The following is a 20,607-nucleotide window of genomic DNA, read 5'->3' on the forward strand; positions in this document are numbered from 1 at the left end:
GTTGTAGTCATTATTTTTAATCTCTTCCATGCTAACCATTCGGGAGTAGCCAGGAATTTCATCAAAATTATGAAATGTAGTAACTATTTTGTGAATATCTCTTTCCCGCAGACGATTTTTTGCTCCGTCTTTTCTGAATCCTTTTGAGGCATCAATCATAAAAATGCCTTTTCTGGCAGAGGCGTTTTCTTTGTCAATAACCATTATAATAGCAGGTATGCCTGTGCCATAAAACAGGTTTGGAGGTAGTCCGATAATTCCCTTTATATATCCTTTTTGTACTAAATTACGCCTGATTACAGCCTCGGCTCCGCCTCTAAATAGCACTCCATGGGGCAGGATAATAGCACCTTTGCCTTTGGGTTTTAAAGATTTTATTAAATGAAGCAAGAATGCATAATCACCATTTTTGGCTGGAGGTATGCCATCGTCAAATCGGTGGTATGGATCGTTTTCAACCTTTACACCATTCATCCAGTTTTTTTGTGAAAAAGGAGGATTAGCAACTACAAAATCAAAGGTTTTAAGCGAATCATCATTTTTAAACTTAGGATCAGCCAGGGTGTTCCCCTGCTCAATAACAGCATCTGGCCGCCCGTGCATAATCATATTCATTCTTGCCAGGTTTGCCACATCTATGTCTTTATCCTGGCCATAGAGAGATATATCTATACCTGTTTCGCTCTTTGCTTCATCGGCTACTTTCAGAAGGAGAGATCCAGAGCCACAAGTTGGGTCATATGCTGTTTGATCTGGAGAGCTGACTTTATCCACACCAATTATTTTTGCCATTATTCTCGAAACCTCGGCAGGCGTATAAAACTGTCCCTTGCTCTTTCCTGCTTCGGTGGCAAACTTCTTCATGAAATACTCGTACACATCACCCAGTATATCATCGCCTTCGGCTCTATTACTCTTGAAATTAAGATCTGGATTTTCAAAGATTGCCACAAGACTGGTAAGTCGATCTACTTTCTCTTTCCCTGTGCCTAACTTGCTACTATCGTCAAAATCTATTCGGTCAATAACACCCTTGAGTTCGTTTTCTTCGGCAAGTTTTGCCAGCACTTTATTTATCCTTTCACCAATATCGGACTTTCCTTTTGCCTCAATAAGGTCGTCAAAACTACCACCTTCTGGTACCAGGAATTCAGCATAGGGATCACCCTTATATCTATCAGTAACATACTTAATAAACAATATGGTCAAAACATAATCCTTGTATTGGCTTGCATCCATTCCACCACGAAGGGCATTAGCTGCTTCCCACAGATGGCTATATAACTGGGTTTTCTTCACTGCCATAAATTTTCTCCTTTATTCTGTTAGCTTTATTTTAACATATATTTTTTAGCTGTTTATATTATGTTTACAGCATATACAAAGTTCAAGAAAAGTCAAAACAAAGGCAATCAAAGTTAAGAATTTGAAAAAACTACTTCAAATCTTAAATACTCACCCTTAAGCTACATATAATATTTTATCACTATCCAAAAAAATCATGCTTAGAAACCAAGATATCTCTTCATCCTTTGTCTTCTAGGGAAAATAATACAATGCTCCAGGCAAATCAACAACAAAAATTTTAACTTAACTAGTATTCTAAGTTATTTAATTTAACAAAACTTGTTAGTTTTGTTTTTGTCTAAGTTTAACTGAAAAGTGTACAGCTATATTTTACCCTAAGGTCTATACAATAGAATACGACTTTACAAGGAATAAACCTATTAAAACAATTTACATCAAGAATTAAAAGTGATTTTATATGGTGGTGAGCTAAAAAATGATTCTAAAAAACTTATTTAAAAGCAAAGTGCTAAAGATAAAAATATAGTTCTTTATCCCTCGCCTCCACCAGGACTACTTCAACAAATCCACTACCAGACATTGACTTCCCTTTTGTTTTACCTTTTCCACCCATTTTTTTACTTCTAAGGAAGTGGCTTCTTTGCCTTCTTCCTCCCAGAGCTCCCAGAATTGTTCCACGGTTAAGCTATGAGGAGAAAAAGCAGGTAAAAGCATTTTCTCTTCTTCCCAAAGAATTTTAACCAGTCCAGCTCCAACCAGGTGCTTTTCTATTTTTCTACAGGTTTCCACCCCAACAGGTAAGTCTGCTAATAACTCCCGAACGCTAACTCCTCCTCCTTTTTCCAGAAAGTGCTTGCCCAACTTGGCCCAACAATACAAGGAAAGGTATTTTAAATCCTTTAGGGAAAGGGTATGGTCTCTCTTTTTTAACAGGGAAAAATTTTGTAGGACAAAGGCCATTTCTGCTCCCAGCAATACCAGGCTCCAACTCCAATTTAACCAGAAGACAAAAAGGGGAAAGGCAGCAAAACTACCATAGATGGCATTAAATCTGGCCAAATTCACCTGGGCTACCACAATCATCTTTTGCAAAATCAAATACAATATAGCGATAATAAAGCCAGCAACAAAGGCTGGTTTTAATTTTACTTCTGTGGAGGGAATGACAATATAAAGAAGAGCAAAAAGGCAGGTAAATAAAAAAAGGGGAACAAGTTTTAAAAAAAGAATAGAAATCCAGGAAATAAAAAAAGGTAATCCCAAAGTCCAGAGAGAAAGTTTTTTGGCCAAATAAAGGGCAAGACTATTGGCGGTTATAAATAAAAAAGGAACTAAAATAAAAAGAGACAAATAATCTGTAAACTTTCTGGTCCAGCTTCTTCCCCTTTCTACTCCCCAAATTTCATTAAAAGCAGTCTCTATCTGGGAAAAGACCTTAATTACAGTCCAGAAAAGAAAAATCACCCCAATACCAGCAACCACTTCTCCTCTGGTTTTCTGGAGTAAGTTGTGCGCAAATTCAATGGCTTTGGAAAGGGCTTCTCCTTGTTCTGCCAGATTACTCAAAAGTTGTTTTTCCAAAAACTTATCCAGGCCAAAACCTTTGGCCACAGCAAAGGCTAAGGCCAAAATGGGAACCAAGGACAAAAGGGAAAAAAAGGTCAGGGCAGCAGCAAAAAGGTTTCCTCTATCTTGGAGAAAACCCTCTCCAGCCAAAAACAAAACCCGCAAGTAATGGAAAAAGCGGCCTTTTAACCCTTCTTTTTCTTTCTTTTCCCACAAAAAAACTTCAATGGTTTTGAGTAAGTCCATCCTTACCTCTTTTTACTGCCCAGAGGGCTTTTACTTGACTTGTGTTTTACTCTATTTAAGACTACATAACCTTAATTCCGTCAAGCAAAAAACTTAAGGAGGCCTGATAAACAATGAGCGACTATAAAGATACCCTTAATCTCCCTAAAACTTCCTTTCCCATGCGTGCCAATCTCACCAAAAATGAACCCAAAATTCTGGAATTCTGGAAAAAAATAGATGCCTATCAAAAAATGATTGCCAAAAATAAAGATTGTCCCCGCTATACCTTACACGATGGTCCACCTTATGCCAATGGCCACATCCACCTGGGAACAGCTATGAACAAAATACTTAAGGATATTGTGGTCAAATATAAAAACCTAAGTGGCTACCAGGCAGAGTTTGTACCTGGTTGGGACTGTCATGGTTTACCCATAGAACTAAAAGTAGAACAAAACCTGGGTCTGGACAAAAAAAGCCTGCCCCTTACTGAAATAAGAGAACAGTGCCGCCAGTATGCGCTGAAATTTTTAGACATTCAGCGTTCAGAGTTTAAACGCCTGGGAGTGCTTGGACTTTGGGACAAACCTTATCTGACCATGAGCCCAGAGTATGAAGCTGCCACAGCCAGAGAGCTGGCCAACTTCATGGAGCGGGGGGCAGTAAAACGAGCTAAAAAACCCATTCACTGGTGTATTTCCTGTAAAACAGCCCTGGCAGAAGCAGAAGTAGAGTACAAAGACCATACTTCTCCTTCTATTTATGTCCGTTTTCCCTTAACTGACCCCAAGGTAAAAGAAAAATTTCCTCAACTACAAGGAAACACCTACGTCATCATCTGGACCACCACTCCCTGGACCTTGCCTGACAACATGGCTGTAGCTGTGCACCCTGAATTTGACTATGTATTTGTACGCGTCAAAGAAGAAAACTATCTCCTGGCCCACTATCTTCTGGCCACTTGCAGTGAAATCTTTGGCTGGGAAAACCCGGAAATACTCCTGCAAGTAAAAGGAGAAGAACTAGAAGGGCTTAAGGCCACTCACCCCTTTTACCACCGTCCTTCTCCTCTGGTCCTGGCTGATTATGTCACCTTAGAAACAGGTACAGGTTGCGTGCACACTGCTCCTGGACACGGACAGGAAGACTATGAAACAGGCTTGCGTTATAATCTGGAAATTTTGTCTCCCTTAAACGACAAAGGAGAATTTTTAGAATCCGTAGAATTTTTTGCAGGCCTCAATGTATTTGCAGCCAACCCTAAAGTTATTGAAAAACTTAAAGAAGTTGGTCACTTGCTGGCTGAAAGCAAAATTTCGCACTCCTATCCTCATTGCTGGCGCTGTAAAAAACCAGTGATTTTTAGAGCCACTACCCAGTGGTTTATTTCCATGGAAGCCAACAACCTCAGGCAAAAAGCCCTGGAAGCCATAGACAAGCAGGTAAAATGGATACCTGCCTGGGGAAGGGATAGGATTTACAACATGGTAGAGCAAAGACCAGATTGGTGTATCTCCAGGCAAAGGGCCTGGGGTGTACCCATTATTGCCCTGGTCTGTAAAAAATGTCAGGAGGCCTGGTATGATGCTAAGTGGGCCAAAGAAATTGTAAATCGCTTTGAAACCCATCCCAGGGGAGCAGATTATTGGTTTGAAGCTTCTCTAGAGGAAATTGTGCCTGCAGGTCTTACCTGTCCTCACTGTGGTGGTAGTGAATTTGAAAAAGAAGACGACATCCTGGATGTGTGGTTTGACTCTGGGACCAGTTTTGCTGCTGTGGTAGAAAAAAGGCCAGAGTGTGATTTTCCAGCTGACCTCTATTTAGAAGGTTCAGACCAGCATAGAGGCTGGTTTCACTCTTCTCTTCTGGCCAGCATAGGCACCAGAGACCTGCCACCTTACAAGGCAGTACTCACCCATGGTTATGTAGTAGATGGTGAAGGCAGAAAAATGTCCAAGTCCATTGGCAATGTGGTTGCTCCCCAGGAAATCATAGACCAATACGGAGCAGAAATTTTACGCCTGTGGGTTTCCTCTGTAAATTATCAAGAAGATTTACGCATCTCCAAGGAAATTTTAACCCGTCTGGTGGATGCCTATCGCCGTATCCGCAACACCTGTCGCTTTATCCTGGGTAATCTAAAAGACTTTGACCCTCAAAAAGACCTTTTGCCTGCAGACAAGCTTTTGCCCCTGGATCGTTATGGTTTATACCTCACCTTACAGGCGCATAAAAAAATGCAAAGGGCCTATGAAAACTTTGAATTTCACAAGGTATTCCATACCTTGCATAAACTCTGCGTAACCGAGCTTTCTGCCTTTTATTTGGACATTTTAAAAGACCGCTTGTATGTAAGCCATCCAACCAGTCCAGAAAGACGCTCTGCCCAAAGCGTCCTTTATTCCATTCTCTTTTTACTTCTGAAAAACATTGCTCCCATTTTAAGTTTTACTGCAGAGGAGATTTTTCAGCACCTTCCAGAACCCCTGAAACCTCAAGTAGATACTGTATTTGGCTACAATTTTAGTGAACCTGAACTAGACTTTTTGGCAGAAGAAAAAGAATTCTGGGAATTGGTTTATAGCCTGCGAGAAGAAGTTACCAAAGCCATAGAGCCCAAGCGCAAAGAAGGCATTGTAGGGCACTCCCTGGAGTGCAAGATAACCCTTTACCTTCCAGAACAACTGGCTGAACTTAAGGGAAAAGAGGAATTGTTAAGAGAAGTTTTTATTGTGTCTCAGGTGGAATTAAAAACCGAAGAACCCTCAAAAGAAGTATTTATTAGTGAAGAAATTGAAAATCTGAAAATTGAAGTAAGTCAGGCTGAAGGGGAAAAGTGCGAACGTTGCTGGATATATCATCCCCAGACAGGCACCCATGACTCCTTTGAAAAGGTCTGTCCTCGCTGTGCCCGGGTATTAAAAGAACTGCAAGGAGCATAAACTTATGAACAAATACAAACTAGCCTTTAGTCTAGCCGGAATAGTTTTACTTCTGGACCAGATAACCAAAGTCTGGATTAGTAAAACCATTCCTCTCTGGGAAGAAAAGGTGATTATCCCTGGATTCTTTAACTTGGTGCATATCCTGAATAAAGGTGCTGCCTTTGGTTTTCTCAATCGGGCAGATATTTCCTGGCAGACCTATTTTTTTATTGGAGCTTCTGCGCTGGCTATAGTGCTTATATTTCACCTACTAAAAACTGTGGAAAGACAGGACTATTATCTTTTTACAGGTTTAGGGCTTATTCTGGGTGGAGCACTGGGCAATCTGATAGACCGCATCAGAATAGGTAAGGTAATAGATTTCCTGGATTTTTATATCAAACAATATCATTGGCCAGCCTTTAATGTGGCAGATATTGCTATTTTTTGCGGAACCATGAGTTTAATTATTTCTTTTTACAAAAGGAAAAAAAGTGCATCCCGTTTTAATTAAGCTTGGACCTTTTACTATCTATACTTATGGTTTTTTTATTGCTGCAGCCATTTTAATGGCTCTGGCCTTTACCAGTCTGGAAGCTAAAAAAAAGGGATTAAACCCCAAGCTTACCTCTGAGCTGGGATTTTATGCCCTCATAGGCGCTTTACTGGGAGCAAGGCTCTTTTTTGTGCTTTTAAACTTTAACTATTTTTTAAAACATCCTGTGGAAATCCTGATGTTCTGGAAGGGTGGTCTGGTCTTTTTGGGTGGAGCTCTGGGCGCAACCCTTAGCTCCTACTTCTTTTTTAAACGCTATAAACAACCCCTTTTACCCTGGGCAGATGCTTTGGCTCCAGGCATTGCTCTGGGCCAGGCCATTGGGCGCTGGGGCTGTTTTTTTGCTGGATGTTGTTATGGCAAACCAACCCATGTACCCTGGAGCATCACCTTTACCAACCCAGACTCTCTGGCTCCCCTTTTTGTCCCCCTTCACCCCACTCAAATCTATCACTCTCTAGCCGGGTTTATCACCTTTGGCCTGCTTTTGCTGAGCAAAAAATGGTTTAAAAAGGACGGTCAAATTTTTGCCCTTTTGTTGATTCTTTATGCTATTTTTCGTTTTGGAATTGAATTTTTGCGTGGAGATTATAGAGGAGAAATTCTTTTTTTAAGTGCAACCCAGGTAATTGCTTTGCTTGTTTTCTTTCTTGGGTTATTCCTATTACTTAGAAAAAAGGAGTAAACTAAATGTTTGGCATACCTGCAGATAAGCTTTTTTACGTACTTCCACTTCTACTCATTCCCATTTTACCCAATCTCTGGTCTATTTGGCATATTTTTCGCTCAGATTTTAAAACACCCCAGGAAAAGATGGCCTGGCTGGCAGGAAGTGTGTTTATTCCAGTCTTAGGAGGACTTGTGTATGTGTTTTGGGGAAGGAAAAGAGCTAAAAAAGTTTGGTAAATTTTTACTTGTCCTAAATCTCTTTTTTCTTTTGGCTTGTGCCAGTCAAAAAGACCTGGATAGTTTGCGTCTGGCGTTATACACCCAGCAGCAGGAAAACCAGCAATTAAAGCAAGAAGTTGTAAACCTGCAAACTAAACTACAAGAAATCACTGCCACCTTGCAGCAAAAAATAGAGCAAAGCGCCACACCAGTGCGCAGTGCCCAGGCCAATCTGTGGGCAGAAATTGAAAGCTTGCGTAAAAGTCTAGCTTCCTTAAGTGGGGAAATAGACGAGATAAAATACTCTTTGGACAAAGATAAGGAGTCCTCTCAAAACCTCCTGGAGCAAACCCAAGAACTGCAAAACAAAGTGGCCAAACTAGAAGGCCTGGTAGCTGCTTTGGAAAGCAATCTGGGCTTAAATCTAGAAAAACCCACCTCTTCCTCCTCAAAAGCCCAAACTCCAGCCCTACTCAAGACCTCTTCTCCAGAAGAGCTCTATCAACAGGCCCTTAATGCCTTTTACCAGAGAAAATACGACCTGGCTCAAACCCTTTGGGAACAATTTGTCCAGGAATACCCCAAACATAAGCTGGTTTCCAATGCCCTTTTCTGGAAAGGAGAGTGTTTATATCAAAAAGAAGACTACAAAAGGGCCATTCTGGCTTATCAAGAGGTAATAGACAAATATCCCAAGTCCAATAAAACCGCAGCAGCCTACTTAAAAGAAGCCATTTCCTTTGCTCAAATAAAAAAGAAAAAAGCAGCTACTTTACTTTTAAAAGAACTTATTCAAAAATTCCCCAAAACCACAGAAGCTGAAAGGGCCAAGGCCTTTTTGGCTGAACTGGAAAAGGAGTAAAAAAATGCCTGGCTCCAAAAAGTATCCCAGCAAAATAATTAGCTTACACTTTAGCAAAAATGTTTCTAGAAAACCCATGATGTGCACCCTGGCCAGAAAGTTTGACCTTACTTTCAATATCCTAAAGGCCAGAATTACCCCTAAAGAAGAAGGGCATATGATTATTGAGCTCAGCGGTCCAGAGGAAGACTTTCAAAAGGGCCTTTCCTACTTAATGGAGCAGGGAATCACCATCCAGGAAGTTTCTCAAAACATTACCCGGGATGAAGATTCCTGTATGCACTGTGGGGTATGTTTAAGTCTGTGTTTACCTCAGGCTCTGTACCTGGAAAAAGAATCCAGGCTCATTAAGTTTGACTCCAATAAGTGTACAGCCTGTGGCCGCTGTACCAGGGTATGTCCAGTCAATGCCATGCAGGTGCAAATTGACACCAATGGAGAATAAATCTATAGGATAAGTTATGTCTTCAGAAAATAGAACCTTTTCCAGAGTACCTACCAGGTTAAAAATGTTTTTTAGGTTCACAGAAAAGGACGCCCGTCCTTTGTTTTTGGGTTGTCTGGGATGTGATTTTAAAGATATCTCTTTAGAAAATCTGAATTCTCCCTATTTACCCAAAGAACTCCTGGAATTTCTAAGCAACCTCAACAACAAACTGGATGTAATCCTTTCTCTGCTCAACCAAAATAGCCTTTCCCAGGACTTTCCCTATAAAGGGGAGGTTGTAGAAATAAGTGGAGCAGGCCTAAAATTTTTAAGCCAAGAAAAATTAGAACCAGGCACCCCCATTGAAGTAGCCCTTTCTCTATCCACCTTACCGCCCCTTCTCATTGGCCTGGTAGGAGAAATCTTGCGTCTGGAAGGTGAACAAAATCAAAAATATCTCTATGCCCTGAAATATCTTTTTTTGCGCGATTCAGATCGAGAGCAAATTGTTCAGTTTGTTTTTAAAGAACAAAGGGAGCTTCTACGTGGCAAAAAACTTTGAACCATCTTCTCTAGAAGAACTTCTTCCCTGGCTAAATTTATATGCACAGGCCCTGGCAGGGCAGATGTTTCCAGGATATTTGCACAATTTAAACAATCCCCTGCACTTGCTCAAAATGCAGACCTCCCTGGTCTTGCAAAAACTAGATACAACTACTTCTGCAAAAGATCTCAAAAAACACCCCCAGCAATTACAACTACCAGAAAAAAAGATAAATGAACTGGTCCAAATCATTCAGTATCGAGAAAACTTTAATAGCTTAGAAAAACAGCCCCTGGACTTAAATTCTTTTCTCAACTGGTTGGAAGCTTACTGGCAAAATAACCTTCTCTTTAAACACAATGTGGAACTAAAGGTTGAAAACAAAGTCCTTAATTTTACCACCATTCCTTTACTTTTAAACTTTTCCCTGGAACAAGCCTTGTTAAACGCCCTGGAAGAACTGGAAAAAGAGCCCAAGCAGGTCCAATTTTTCTTAACTATTGAAAAAGAAACGCCTTTTTTAAAGATAATTTTAACTACTCCTACCCTATTAGAGGTAGAAAACGCCTTTGAACCCTTTATAACTTCTAAGAAAAATCATCTGGGCCTGGGTTTAACCCTTGTACAAAAACTGTTGTCTCTATTTCAAGGTAAAGCAGAAATTCTTTCTCAAGAAAATACAACTACTTTGACCCTATTTATACCTCAAGTCTAAGGTGGAAGTCATGGAAGAACTGTATAAAAAAGTTTTAGCGGATTTAAGTAGTAAACTGGAAGGTTCTATTAAAGAAACCATTGCCCAAACTCTGGAAAAGGAAATAAGTCAGGCTTTGACCAAAACCCTTCTGGAAAGTGAATTTTATAAAAATTTAAGTGAAGAACTACGCAGTGGTTTAAAAAATATCTACGAAAATATTGAAGCCACCAAAAAATCTTCCAATGGCCTGTCTCAAAAGGAAGCAGAACACCTTTTTAATGAAACTTCGGACCAACTAGATGCCATTTTGCGCACCACAGAAAAGGCCACCCTGGATATTATGACTGTGGTTGAAAAACATTTAGATCAAATGCCTCAAATTGAAGAAATTTGCAAAAAACTAAAAAAACAAAATTCTCTTACTCCTGAAGAAGGCTTTACCCTTCTGGCCTGGCAAAAAAGCTTAAATCAAGACCTCCTAGCCATCATGACCTCTTTAAGCTTTCAGGATTTAACCGGCCAACGCATCAAAAAAATCGTAGATACTCTAAGAACCATTGAAGAAAAGGTAGTAAATCTCTATCTCAGTTCTGGCTTAAGCATTAAAACCAAAGAAGAACACCCGGAAAAAGACTTTCAGAGCATTAAACAAGAAGCCCAGGTCAAAATGTCTAAACTAAAAGGACCTCAAGAAAAGGTAAAGCAGGAAGATGTGGATGCCTTACTCCAAGAATTGGGGCTCTAATAACATCCAGAGAACTACAAAAGGTCATAAAAAATAATTGGAAAAAACCAAAAAGCCCCTACCAGAAAGTAGGGGCTTATATTTTTATTTTTATTTCTTAAGGGTTGGCGTCCCCAAGGGGATTTGAACCCCTGTTACCGGCGTGAGAGGCCGGCGTCCTAGGCCACTAGACGATGGGGACAAAAAAATGGTGGGCCGTGCAGGACTCGAACCTGCGACTCTCTGCTTAAAAGGCAGATACTCTACCTACTGAGTTAACGGCCCAACCGAAGAGAAGATACCTTTACTCATTCTCCCATCAACTGTCAACTTTTTTCTAAAAAACTTAACAAAAATAAAAAGAGTTAAGCTTAACAAAGGACTTTTTTTATTGTTTTTACAAATAGTTAAACAAGTTATATTCACATAAATTCCACCAACAAGATTTTAATCTATCCAATTACCTCCTCATTCAACTCCTTTAGATAAAAGGTATTTTAATTATCCTAAAAAAACTCTGGACCTATACTTTTAACTCAATCAACTTTAATTAAAAAATACAAATTAATTCAAGTATTTATTGAAATAAAAATTTTTTTCAAAAAATATTAGCACTCACTCTTGACGAGTGCTAATAGCGTGCTTATATGAGCCACCGTTACAGGTTTTGTCTATAAAAAGCCAATAATAAAAACTCTTAAGGAGGTAGATTCATGAACTTAAAGCCATTGCAAGACAGAGTACTGGTGAAACGTTTGGAAGAAGAAGAGGTTACCAAAGGTGGAATTATCATTCCTGACACTGCCAAAGAAAAGCCCATTAAGGGTGAAGTGGTGGCTGTAGGCCCAGGTAAAACCACTGATGATGGGAAGACCATTCCCATGTCTGTAAAAGTTGGAGACAAAGTGCTTTTCAACAAATACGCTGGCACAGAAGTAAAAATTGAAGGCGTAGAGCACTTGGTAATGAGAGAAGACGACATTTTGGCTATCATTGAGTAATAAAAAAACAAACAATTAAGGAGGAAGCAATATGGGAGCTAAAGTTATAAAATTTGATGTTAATGCTAGAAGCAAGCTCAAAAAAGGTGTGGATATCCTGGCTGAGGCTGTAAAGGTAACTCTTGGACCCAAGGGTAGAAATGTAGTAATTGAAAAGTCTTTTGGTTCTCCAACTATTACCAAAGACGGTGTTACTGTAGCCAAAGAAATTGAATTGGAAGACAAGTTTGAAAACATGGGCGCTCAGATGGTAAAGGAAGTTGCCAGCAAGACTTCTGATATTGCTGGTGATGGTACTACCACTGCTACTGTTTTGGCCCAGGCTATTTTTAATGAAGGTTTAAAATTGGTTGCTGCTGGCCGTAACCCCATGGCCATCAAGCGTGGCATTGACAAGGCAGTAGAAGCCATTGTCAAGGAATTGGAAAAAATTGCCAAACCTACCAGAGACCAAAAGGAAATTGCCCAGGTAGGAACCATTTCTGCTAACAACGATCCTACCATTGGAAACATTATTGCTGAAGCCATGAGCAAGGTAGGTAAGGAAGGCGTTATCACTGTAGAAGAAGCCAAAGGCCTGGAAACTACCCTGGATGTAGTAGAAGGTATGCAGTTCGACCGTGGTTATCTCTCCCCTTACTTTGTAACTGACCCTGAAAAGATGGTTTGCGAATTGGAAGACGCTTATATCCTCATTCACGACAAGAAAATCTCTTCCATGAAAGACCTTTTGCCTGTTTTAGAACAGGTGGCCAAGGTAGGCAGACCTTTACTCATCATTGCTGAGGACATTGAAGGTGAAGCTTTGGCCACTTTGGTAGTGAACAAGTTAAGAGGCACCTTGCAAGTAGCTGCTGTTAAGGCTCCTGGTTTTGGTGAACGCCGTAAAGCCATGCTCCAAGATATTGCCATCTTAACTGGTGGCCAGGTAATTTCTGAGGAACTGGGTGTAAAATTAGAAAATGCTACTCTGGATGACTTGGGTAGAGCTAAGAGAATCATTGTAGATAAGGAAAACACCACTATTGTAGATGGTGCTGGCAAGCCTGAAGATATCAAGGCCAGAATCAAACAAATCAGAGCTGAAATTGAAGAAAGCACCTCTGATTATGATAGAGAAAAATTACAGGAACGTCTGGCTAAAATCGTTGGTGGCGTGGCTGTTATCCATGTAGGTGCTGCCACTGAAACTGAAATGAAAGAAAAGAAAGCCAGAGTAGAAGACGCTCTCAATGCTACTAGGGCTGCTGTAGAAGAAGGCATTGTTCCTGGCGGTGGCGTTGCTCTTATCCGCTGCTTAAAGGCTCTGGACAATGTAAAACCAGCTGATGATGATGAAGCTGCTGGTATTGAAGTAGTACGCAAAGCTGCCCAGGCTCCTTTGTTCCAGATCTGTAAAAACGCTGGTTATGAAGGCGCTGTAGTTATTGAAAAAGTAAAATCCATGAAAGATGGCGAAGGCTTCAATGCTGCTACTGGTGAATACGAAGACCTGTACAAGGCTGGAGTAATTGATCCCAAAAAAGTTACTCGTATTGCCTTACAAAACGCAGCTTCTGTAGCTTCTCTCCTACTTACCACTGAAGCTGCTATTGCTGAAAAACCAGAAGAAAAGAAAGATACTCCTTCAATGCCTGGTGGTGGCATGGGTGGAATGTACTAATCCACTTTTCTTTCCTTCTAAAAAAAGCAAAGGGCCGTCTTTCAGGGCGGCCCTTTTTTATTGCGAAAAAAAGCCAATACCCTTACAAAGAAATCAAAGTTAAGAAGGGAGACTTGATGCAAGATTTAGAACATGGCGGCAATATCTGGGAAGCTGCCCAAAAGCTAAACACTTCTCCAGAAAACATCCTGGACTTCTCAGCCAGTTTAAACCCCTTAGGCCCTCCTCCCTGGTTAAACCAAGTCTTGCTCCAGACCTTGTCTTCCAGTCTGGCCTATCCTGACCCCAACTATACTCTGTTAAGAGAGCAAGCTGCTAAATATTACGGGGTAAAACCAGAAAATATTTTTCCCTTAAATGGCTCTTCTGAACTATTTCCCTTTCTAGGCCCTTTAATTGACCTTAAAGATGCACTTATCCTGCAACCCAGTTATCTGGAATACAAACTCTGGGCAACCAGACATAAGTTAAACCTAAAGGAAATTTTCCTTTCTCCTGCCAATAACTTTACCTACCCCTGGGCAGAAATAGAAAAGGTTTTGGCCCAAAAACCCCACCTGGTCTTCCTGGCTCACCCCAACAATCCCACGGGGAGCTTGCTTTCTCAGGTCAAGCTAAAAGAACTCGTCCACAAGTTTCCCAAAAGTTTTTTTATCGTGGATATGGCCTTTTGGGATTTTCTGGAGTCAAAACATAAATACCTACCCTTTATTGCTCCCAACCTTCTTTTTCTTTATTCCCTGACCAAGATTTTAAGTACCCCAGGGATAAGAATTGGTTTTGCCCTAAGTAGCACTGAATTCATTTCTGCGCTCCAGCAAAATCTTCCCACCTGGTCAGTTAGTACCTTGGCCCAAGAATTAGCCCTAGCCTATTTTAAACATCCACTGTGGATAGAAAAAACCAGAAAAACCCTTGAGGAATTAAAAACTACTTTTTTATCCCAACTCCAGGAGTTTTCCTGGCAAATCCATAGCACTCCTGCCAACTTCCTGCTTCTATCCACTCCCAGGGCCCAGGAATTTAGACAATACCTTTTTCAAAACAGGGTATTGGTAAGAAAAGGAGATAATTTTCCGGGTCTTGGGCCTGACTTTTTAAGAATAGCCATTAGACCTTTAAAGGAACAACAGAGATTTTTAGACCTGGCCAGGCATTTTTTTAAAAAATCCCGGTCTTTTTCTCCAAGCACAAACAAGGCCAGAGCCTTAATGGTCCAGGGCACAGCCTCCAATGCAGGAAAGTCTTTGCTGGTAGCTGCTCTAGGACGCCTTTTGGCCCGCAGAGGCATAAGGGTTGCACCCTTTAAAGCTCAAAACATGGCCTTAAATTCCTTTGTTACCCAGGAGGGTCTGGAAATGGGCAGGGCCCAGGTACTGCAAGCCCAGGCCTGTTTTTTAGAGCCCAAGGCTATAATGAACCCCATCTTATTAAAGCCTTCCTCTGAAACAGGCGCGCAGGTTATTGTGCGTGGAAAGCCCCTGGGCAACTTTTCTGTAGAAGAATACATTGCCTACAAGCCTAAGGCTTTTGAAGTAGTAAAAGAGTGTTTTCAGCAATTGCAAAAAGACTACGACCTTGTTCTCATAGAAGGAGCAGGTAGCCCGGTAGAAATCAATTTAAAAGAACACGACATTGTGAACATGAAAATGGCCCTTTATGCCAGCGCACCTGTACTTTTAGTGGGAGACATAAACTTGGGCGGTATTTTTGCCTCTTTTGTGGGCACCTATAGTTTACTTTCCCCTGAAGAGCAAAAAACCATCTTAGGGTTTGTCATCAATAAGTTTAGAGGAGATAAAAGTTTGCTCCAACCTGGACTGGCCACTCTCCACCAAATCACCCGTAAACCCACTCTGGGCATAATTCCCTACTTTGACTTTAACTTACCAGAAGAGGATTCCGTAAGTTTTAAAGCCCAAAGCAATGCTTCTGGATCCAAAGAACTGCGCATAGGTATCCTGGATTTGCCTCATATTTCCAATTTTACAGATTTTACCCCCTTAAAAGAAGAACCAGATGTCCAACTGCTCATCATTAGAACTCCTGAAGAGATAAAGGAATTAGACGCTCTTATCCTTCCTGGTAGCAAAAATGTCTTTACAGACCTTAACTACTTAAAAACCAAAGGCTTTGCGACCAAAATCCTAGAATTTCAAACACAAATGGAGATAGTTGGTATTTGTGGTGGCTATCAGATGCTGGGCCTGGAAATAGAAGATAGATATTTTTTAGAAGGAAAAGGAAGTATTAAGGGACTGGGCCTTTTGCCTTTAAAAAGTTCTCTGTCTCTTCAAAAGGAACTAACCCAAAGCAAGGCCACCTATTTGCCCCAGCCTTTAACCGTCCAGGGGTATGAAATCCATCATGGTCAGACCACTCCAGTAAAAAAACTCATCCCGCTCTTCCAGGATAGCAAGCAAAAAATACTGGGATATAAACACCTTTCTCTTAACATCTGGGGGACTTATCTCCATGGCCTTTTTGACAATGATGGATTTAGACATTTTTGGTTAAACAGGTTAAGAAAGGCCAAGGGCCTTGGTCCTTTAAACAATAGGCCCTCTTTTGATTTGAACTGGAAGCTGGATAAACTAGCTGATTTAGTAGAAAAAAACATGAACCTGGACTATATCTTAAAACACCTTGGCTACTAAAAGGAGAGTGCCATGAAATTTAGAGAAGAAAAGGATAGCTTGGGTTCAAGGAAAGTACCTGCCAGTGCCTATTATGGAGTACAAACAGTAAGGGCTCTGGAAAATTTTCAGGTCACTGGCATTCCCATAAGCCACTATTATCGCCTCCTAGACGCCTTGGCTTTTATCAAGGAAGCTGCAGCTCTGGTTAACTTTGAACTGGGATTGCTTTCTGAAGAACTCATGCACGCAATTGTTGTTGCCTGCCAGCAAATCAGAACTGGCAAGTTTAATGACCAGTTTCTGGTGGATGTAATTCAGGGTGGAGCTGGCACTTCCATCAATATGAATATGAACGAAGTAATTGCCAATATTGGCCTGGAAATACTTGGGAAAAACAAAGGAGAATACAAGTACTTACATCCCAACAACCATGTAAACCTCTCCCAATCCACCAATGATGTCTATCCCACGGCCATAAGACTTGCTGCCATCTGGTATGGCCAAGAACTGGCCCAGTCCCTTGAGGAACTAAAGGAAAGTTTCTTAGCCAAGGGAGAAGAATTCAAAGACATCTTAAAAATGGGTAGAACTCAGCTCCAGGATGCTGTGCCCATTACTTTGGGCCAGGAATTCACTGCCTATGGCATTACCATTGGAGAAGATATTGAGCGCTTACAAGAGGCCCTAACTTTACTGCAGGAAATAAACCTAGGTGGAACAGCCATTGGCACAGGCATAAACACCCTTCCAGAATACGCACCCAAGGTGGTAGAAAAATTAAGGGAACTTACAGGACTTCCCCTAAAACTCTCTCCCAACCTGATTGAAGCAACCAGTGATACTGGCGCCCTGGTCCAACTTTCTGGGATTCTAAAACGCATTGCTGTAAAAATATCCAAAATATGCAACGATTTAAGATTACTTTCTTCTGGTCCTTTTGCTGGTTTTAGGGAAATCAACCTTCCTCCAGTCCAGCCTGGCTCTTCCATTATGCCGGGCAAAGTAAATCCTGTTATTCCTGAAATGATGAACCAGATTTGCTACCAGGTCATTGGCAATGACCTGACCATTACCATTGCAGCTGAAGCTGGACAACTGGAGCTAAATGTCTTTGAGCCCATTATGTCTTTTAACCTTTTTCAATCCATGGAAATGCTCAAAAAAGGTAGCATTATCTTTAGAGAAAAGTGTATCCAGGGTATCACTGCCAATAAAGAACATTGTCTGGAAATGGTTAAAAAATCCAGCGGATTAGCTACAGCCCTGGTGCCCTGCCTGGGCTATGAACTGGCAGCCCAGATTGCCAAAGAAGCTCAACAAAAAAACAAACCCATTTATGAACTGGTTTTGGAAAAGGGCTTACTTACAGAAAAAGAACTGGAAGACCTTTTAGACCCCCAACAAATGACCTGTCCCAGGCCTTTAAATTTAAAAGGTAAAAAGTATTAAAAATATAACAGTATAAAAACTTTCCTATACCTTCCCTATAACTCTCCTGCTCAAAAAAACAAAAAAACTTTGCCAAACCTTGGGGAAAAGAGTAGCCTTTAAAGTAATATTTTTAACAACTACAAGATACTCTTTAAAGGAGCAGAGCCTATGCCTATTCATTTCAAAAAAGATATCCTAGAGGAATTAACTGCAGATATCTATGGCTGTACAGAAGTAAATCTTTCTGTACCCAAGTATCGTTTTCCTCAAAAGCAACTAAGGCCAGATGTAGCCTATAGTCTGGTGCGGGATGAATTAATTTTGGACGGCAATGCCAGACAAAACTTAGCCACCTTTTGTCAAACCTGGGTAGAAGATGAAGTTCACCAGCTAATGGACCTGGCTATAGATAAAAACATGATTGACAAAGATGAGTACCCTTCCACTGCTGAAAGGGAAAAGAGATGTGTGCATATGCTGGCAGACCTCTGGAATTCCCCCCAGGCCGCTAAAACCCTGGGATGCTCTACTACCGGCTCCAGCGAAGCAGCTATGCTGGGAGGTCTGGCCTTAAAATGGAAATGGCGCAAGGCCAGAGAAAAGGCCAACAAGCCAGCAGATAAGCCCAACCTAATCACTGGTCCAGTTCAGGTCTGCTGGCATAAGTTTGCCCGCTATTTTGACGTGGAATTAAGAGAAATTCCCATGGAAAAGGACAGATTCTGCATGAATCCAGAAGAGGTGTTAAAAAGGGTGGATGAAAATACCATTGGAGTGGTCTGCACCTTTGGACTGACCTTTACCGGTCAATATGAACCTGTCCTGGAAATAGCCAGGGCCCTGGATAAACTGGAAAAGGATACAGGTCTAAACATCCCCATCCATGTGGATGCTGCTTCAGGAGGATTTTTAGCTCCCTTTGTAGAGCCAGACTTACTCTGGGATTTTCGCATTCCCCGCGTTCGCTCCATCAATGCCTCTGGCCATAAGTATGGGCTTGCCCCGTTAGGTGTGGGCTGGATAATCTGGCATGACGCCAGTGACTTACCTGAAGAACTAATTTTTTGGGTAAACTATCTGGGCGGGAAAATGCCCACCTTTGCTTTAAACTTCTCCAGGCCAGCAGGCCAGATAATCGCCCAATACTACAACTTCCTAAGGTTGGGCCGAGAAGGCTATAGATGCATTCAACAAAATTGTTACCAGGTAGCCCAGTATCTGGCTAAAGAAATCGCCAAACTTGGTCCCTTTGACCTAATCTTTGATGGAGATAGCTCCAGAGGTATTCCAGTTGTCTCCTGGCGCATAAAAGAAGGGGAAAATCCTGGCTATACTTTATTTGAACTTTCTGATCGCCTGCGCACCAGAGGCTGGCAGGTACCTGCCTATACCCTTCCTCCCAGGGCCACAGATATAGCTATCATGCGCATAGTGGTAAGGCATGGCTTTTCTCTGGACCTGGCAGAAATGCTTTTAGAAGACTTTAGACGCTCTTTAGACTATCTGCAAAAACATCCTGTTAGCACACCCGTACAAGCAGAAGAAGGAGCAAGTTTTAACCACCATGCCTGGCCTGGTAAATGAAAAAAATAAGTTTAACCCCATAGGAGGATAAAAGTGAGTTCTTCTAAACCTTCTCCAAACCAGAAAAAAGAAAAATCCTTAGGAGTGATTGCTCTTGGACTGATGACCGCAGCAGGTGTGGTGACCAGTATTCGCGGCATGGCCATGACTGCCAAAGAGGAAATGACCATGTTCATTTATTTGGGATTTGCAACCCTGTTTTTTCTTATTCCCGCAGCCCTGGTTTCAGCTGAATTGGGTGGACTTTTTGCCAAACGCCAGGGAGGAGTCTTTGTCTGGATTGGAGAAGCCTTTGGCAATCGCTGGGGATTTCTGGCCATCTGGTTGCAATGGATACAAAATGTGGTCTGGTATCCAGTAACCCTTACCTTTGGTGCAGTAGCTGTAGCCTATGCTCTGGGACGGCCTGATTTAGCTGGCAATCACTACTATATCGGACTCTTCTGTATCCTGGTCTATTGGCTGGCCACTCTGGTAGCCTTTGGCGGAGTAGAAAGCTTTGCCAAGCTCTCCAACTGGGGGTTTATCCTGGGCACTGTAATTCCAGGAATTATTCTCTTTGTTCTTTTTCTCTACTGGATAAGCACAGGACATCCTCTGGGCTGGGAACAAATTAGCGACCCGGCCTTAGAACACGCTGGACATCCCAGATTCTGGCCAGAAATCCATGGTTTTGGCACCATTGCCTTTTTAGGAGGAATTTTACTCCTCTTTGCAGGTATAGAAGTACAGGGAGTACATGTCCTGGATATGGAAAACCCGGGCAAGCAATTTCCCTTAGCCATTGCCCTGGGAGCCCTTGTTTCTCTATTCTTATACATTCTGGGCTCCATACCTATTGCTGCCATTTTACCCTATGAAAAAATTGACCTGACCAAAGCTATTTTTCTTACCTTTGAAGCAATAATCAAAGATATCTGGCACCTGGATTGGCTGCTAAAACTTTTATCTCTCTTTGTGGCTTTTGGAGTAATGGGAGGTGTGTTTGCCTGGATAGCTAGCCCCAGCAGAGGCCTGCTGGCCACAGCAGAAGCAGGAGAACTTCCGCCTATCTTACAAAAAACCAATAAAAAAGAGATGCCTGTTCCCATACTTATCATTCAGGGCATCATTGTTACCATTATTTCTAGCCTGTACTTTTTTATGAAACATGTGGAAGTAGGATTCTTCCTCATTTCTGCTATGACCATTTCCCTCTATCTAATCATGTACATGCTCATGTATGCCAGTGTCATTAAGCTGCGCTACACTCAACCTCACCTTCCCAGGCCCTTTAAACTGCCTGGCGGGAAATTGGGACTGTGGCTTATTGCGGGCACAGGCTTTGTAGCCATGCTTTTTAGCTTTGTGGTGGCTTTTTTCCCACCCAGCCAACTTCCTGTAGGCTCTCCTCTCTTTTATACTTTCTTAGTCATCCTTAGCACTATCTTCTTTAGCAGCATTCCCTTACTTATCCATGCCAAACGCAAACCTGAATGGAAAAAAAAGTAAACTCAACCACTCTAAAGACTATTAAAAGGGGGCCTTTTAAGACGCCCCCAATTATCCCAGGACACCTGGGACAA

General features: G+C 41.5%; 17 protein-coding genes and 2 tRNA genes. 15 read left to right on the plus strand and 4 right to left on the minus strand.

From position 1 onward, the window contains the following. On the minus strand, positions 1 to 1,305 hold a 1,305-nt coding region (locus ACTCIM_RS02225), incomplete at its 3' end, for a type I restriction-modification system subunit M (RefSeq protein ID WP_472313622.1). 555 nt (positions 1,306 to 1,860) lie between these two features. Continuing rightward, positions 1,861 to 3,120, minus strand: a complete 1,260-nt coding sequence (locus ACTCIM_RS02230; RefSeq protein ID WP_472313625.1) for a YihY/virulence factor BrkB family protein — start codon at positions 3,118 to 3,120, stop codon at positions 1,861 to 1,863. A gap of 113 nt (positions 3,121 to 3,233) precedes the next feature. Here ACTCIM_RS02230 and ileS point away from each other — a divergent pair, with 113 nt between their 5' ends. The 9 genes from ileS to ACTCIM_RS02275 are packed head-to-tail and all read left to right on the plus strand — an operon-like array spanning position 3,234 to position 10,745. After that, on the plus strand, positions 3,234 to 6,044 hold the full coding sequence (ileS, locus tag ACTCIM_RS02235; protein ID WP_472313628.1) for an isoleucine--tRNA ligase: 2,811 nt from the start codon (positions 3,234 to 3,236) through the stop codon (positions 6,042 to 6,044). A 4-nt stretch (positions 6,045 to 6,048) separates the two neighbouring features. After that, complete coding sequence (gene lspA, locus ACTCIM_RS02240; protein WP_472313630.1) at positions 6,049 to 6,540, plus strand: signal peptidase II; 492 nt, start codon at positions 6,049 to 6,051, stop codon at positions 6,538 to 6,540. Next, positions 6,521 to 7,267, plus strand: coding sequence for a prolipoprotein diacylglyceryl transferase (gene lgt / locus ACTCIM_RS02245; RefSeq protein ID WP_472313633.1), 747 nt, complete (start codon positions 6,521 to 6,523; stop codon positions 7,265 to 7,267). The genes lspA and lgt overlap by 20 nt, the downstream gene beginning before the upstream one ends. Before the next feature lie 5 nt (positions 7,268 to 7,272). Next, positions 7,273 to 7,488: a PLD nuclease N-terminal domain-containing protein gene (locus ACTCIM_RS02250; RefSeq protein ID WP_029969520.1), complete on the plus strand. Its 216-nt coding sequence runs from the start codon at positions 7,273 to 7,275 to the stop codon at positions 7,486 to 7,488. Further along, positions 7,448 to 8,332 carry a tol-pal system protein YbgF gene (gene ybgF, locus ACTCIM_RS02255; protein ID WP_472313635.1) on the plus strand — a complete coding sequence of 295 codons (885 nt, stop codon included), beginning with the start codon at positions 7,448 to 7,450 and terminating at the stop codon, positions 8,330 to 8,332. Before ACTCIM_RS02250 ends, ybgF begins: the two co-directional genes overlap by 41 nt. A 4-nt stretch (positions 8,333 to 8,336) precedes the next feature. Continuing rightward, entirely contained in the window at positions 8,337 to 8,777 is a 441-nt protein-coding gene (locus ACTCIM_RS02260) for an NIL domain-containing protein (RefSeq protein WP_472313637.1), read from the plus strand. Positions 8,778 to 8,793: 16 nt separating this feature from the next. Then, positions 8,794 to 9,321 (plus strand): PilZ domain-containing protein, encoded by a 528-nt coding sequence (locus ACTCIM_RS02265; RefSeq protein ID WP_464278737.1) that lies wholly within the window; start codon positions 8,794 to 8,796, stop codon positions 9,319 to 9,321. After that, positions 9,305 to 10,018 (plus strand): nitrogen regulation protein NR(II), encoded by a 714-nt coding sequence (locus ACTCIM_RS02270; RefSeq protein WP_472313640.1) that lies wholly within the window; start codon positions 9,305 to 9,307, stop codon positions 10,016 to 10,018. Before ACTCIM_RS02265 ends, ACTCIM_RS02270 begins: the two co-directional genes overlap by 17 nt. 10 nt (positions 10,019 to 10,028) lie before the next feature. Further along, a complete protein-coding gene (locus ACTCIM_RS02275) occupies positions 10,029 to 10,745 on the plus strand; it encodes a protein phosphatase CheZ (RefSeq protein WP_464278739.1) in 717 nt (238 codons plus the stop codon). A gap of 105 nt (positions 10,746 to 10,850) precedes the next feature. Here the strand turns inward: ACTCIM_RS02275 and ACTCIM_RS02280 are convergent. Next, positions 10,851 to 10,926, minus strand: a tRNA-Glu gene (locus ACTCIM_RS02280). A gap of 7 nt (positions 10,927 to 10,933) precedes the next feature. After that, positions 10,934 to 11,009: transfer RNA gene (locus tag ACTCIM_RS02285), tRNA-Lys, on the minus strand. Positions 11,010 to 11,437: 428 nt separating this feature from the next. Between ACTCIM_RS02285 and groES the strand changes: the two genes are divergently transcribed. The 6 genes from groES to ACTCIM_RS02315 all read left to right on the plus strand — a co-directional run bounded on the left by groES (position 11,438) and on the right by ACTCIM_RS02315 (position 20,533). Further along, entirely contained in the window at positions 11,438 to 11,725 is a 288-nt protein-coding gene (gene groES, locus ACTCIM_RS02290) for a co-chaperone GroES (protein ID WP_029969802.1), read from the plus strand. A gap of 31 nt (positions 11,726 to 11,756) precedes the next feature. Continuing rightward, positions 11,757 to 13,388, plus strand: coding sequence for a chaperonin GroEL (gene groL, locus ACTCIM_RS02295; RefSeq protein WP_464278740.1), 1,632 nt, complete (start codon positions 11,757 to 11,759; stop codon positions 13,386 to 13,388). A 116-nt stretch (positions 13,389 to 13,504) separates the two neighbouring features. Next, positions 13,505 to 16,045, plus strand: coding sequence for a cobyric acid synthase (locus ACTCIM_RS02300; RefSeq protein WP_464278741.1), 2,541 nt, complete (start codon positions 13,505 to 13,507; stop codon positions 16,043 to 16,045). A 12-nt stretch (positions 16,046 to 16,057) separates the two neighbouring features. Continuing rightward, positions 16,058 to 17,476 (plus strand): aspartate ammonia-lyase, encoded by a 1,419-nt coding sequence (locus ACTCIM_RS02305; protein WP_464278742.1) that lies wholly within the window; start codon positions 16,058 to 16,060, stop codon positions 17,474 to 17,476. A 150-nt stretch (positions 17,477 to 17,626) separates the two neighbouring features. Further along, entirely contained in the window at positions 17,627 to 19,042 is a 1,416-nt protein-coding gene (locus ACTCIM_RS02310) for a glutamate decarboxylase (RefSeq protein WP_472313642.1), read from the plus strand. Positions 19,043 to 19,075: 33 nt separating this feature from the next. Continuing rightward, positions 19,076 to 20,533, plus strand: a complete 1,458-nt coding sequence (locus ACTCIM_RS02315) for an amino acid permease (RefSeq protein WP_472313644.1) — start codon at positions 19,076 to 19,078, stop codon at positions 20,531 to 20,533. Positions 20,534 to 20,607: the final 74 nt, after the last annotated feature.

This window comes from Desulfonauticus sp., assembly GCF_055126295.1.

Coding starts and splice junctions, on each gene's coding strand:
- ACTCIM_RS02230 (WP_472313625.1), bottom strand. CDS start 3,120: ATGGACTTACTCAAAACCATTGAAGTTTTTTTGTGGGAAAAGAAAGAA.
- ybgF (WP_472313635.1), top strand. CDS start 7,448: ATGTGTTTTGGGGAAGGAAAAGAGCTAAAAAAGTTTGGTAAATTTTTA.
- groL (WP_464278740.1), top strand. CDS start 11,757: ATGGGAGCTAAAGTTATAAAATTTGATGTTAATGCTAGAAGCAAGCTC.
- ACTCIM_RS02260 (WP_472313637.1), top strand. CDS start 8,337: ATGCCTGGCTCCAAAAAGTATCCCAGCAAAATAATTAGCTTACACTTT.
- groES (WP_029969802.1), top strand. CDS start 11,438: ATGAACTTAAAGCCATTGCAAGACAGAGTACTGGTGAAACGTTTGGAA.
- ileS (WP_472313628.1), top strand. CDS start 3,234: ATGAGCGACTATAAAGATACCCTTAATCTCCCTAAAACTTCCTTTCCC.
- ACTCIM_RS02275 (WP_464278739.1), top strand. CDS start 10,029: ATGGAAGAACTGTATAAAAAAGTTTTAGCGGATTTAAGTAGTAAACTG.
- ACTCIM_RS02300 (WP_464278741.1), top strand. CDS start 13,505: ATGCAAGATTTAGAACATGGCGGCAATATCTGGGAAGCTGCCCAAAAG.
- ACTCIM_RS02265 (WP_464278737.1), top strand. CDS start 8,794: ATGTCTTCAGAAAATAGAACCTTTTCCAGAGTACCTACCAGGTTAAAA.
- ACTCIM_RS02250 (WP_029969520.1), top strand. CDS start 7,273: ATGTTTGGCATACCTGCAGATAAGCTTTTTTACGTACTTCCACTTCTA.
- ACTCIM_RS02305 (WP_464278742.1), top strand. CDS start 16,058: ATGAAATTTAGAGAAGAAAAGGATAGCTTGGGTTCAAGGAAAGTACCT.
- ACTCIM_RS02310 (WP_472313642.1), top strand. CDS start 17,627: ATGCCTATTCATTTCAAAAAAGATATCCTAGAGGAATTAACTGCAGAT.
- lspA (WP_472313630.1), top strand. CDS start 6,049: ATGAACAAATACAAACTAGCCTTTAGTCTAGCCGGAATAGTTTTACTT.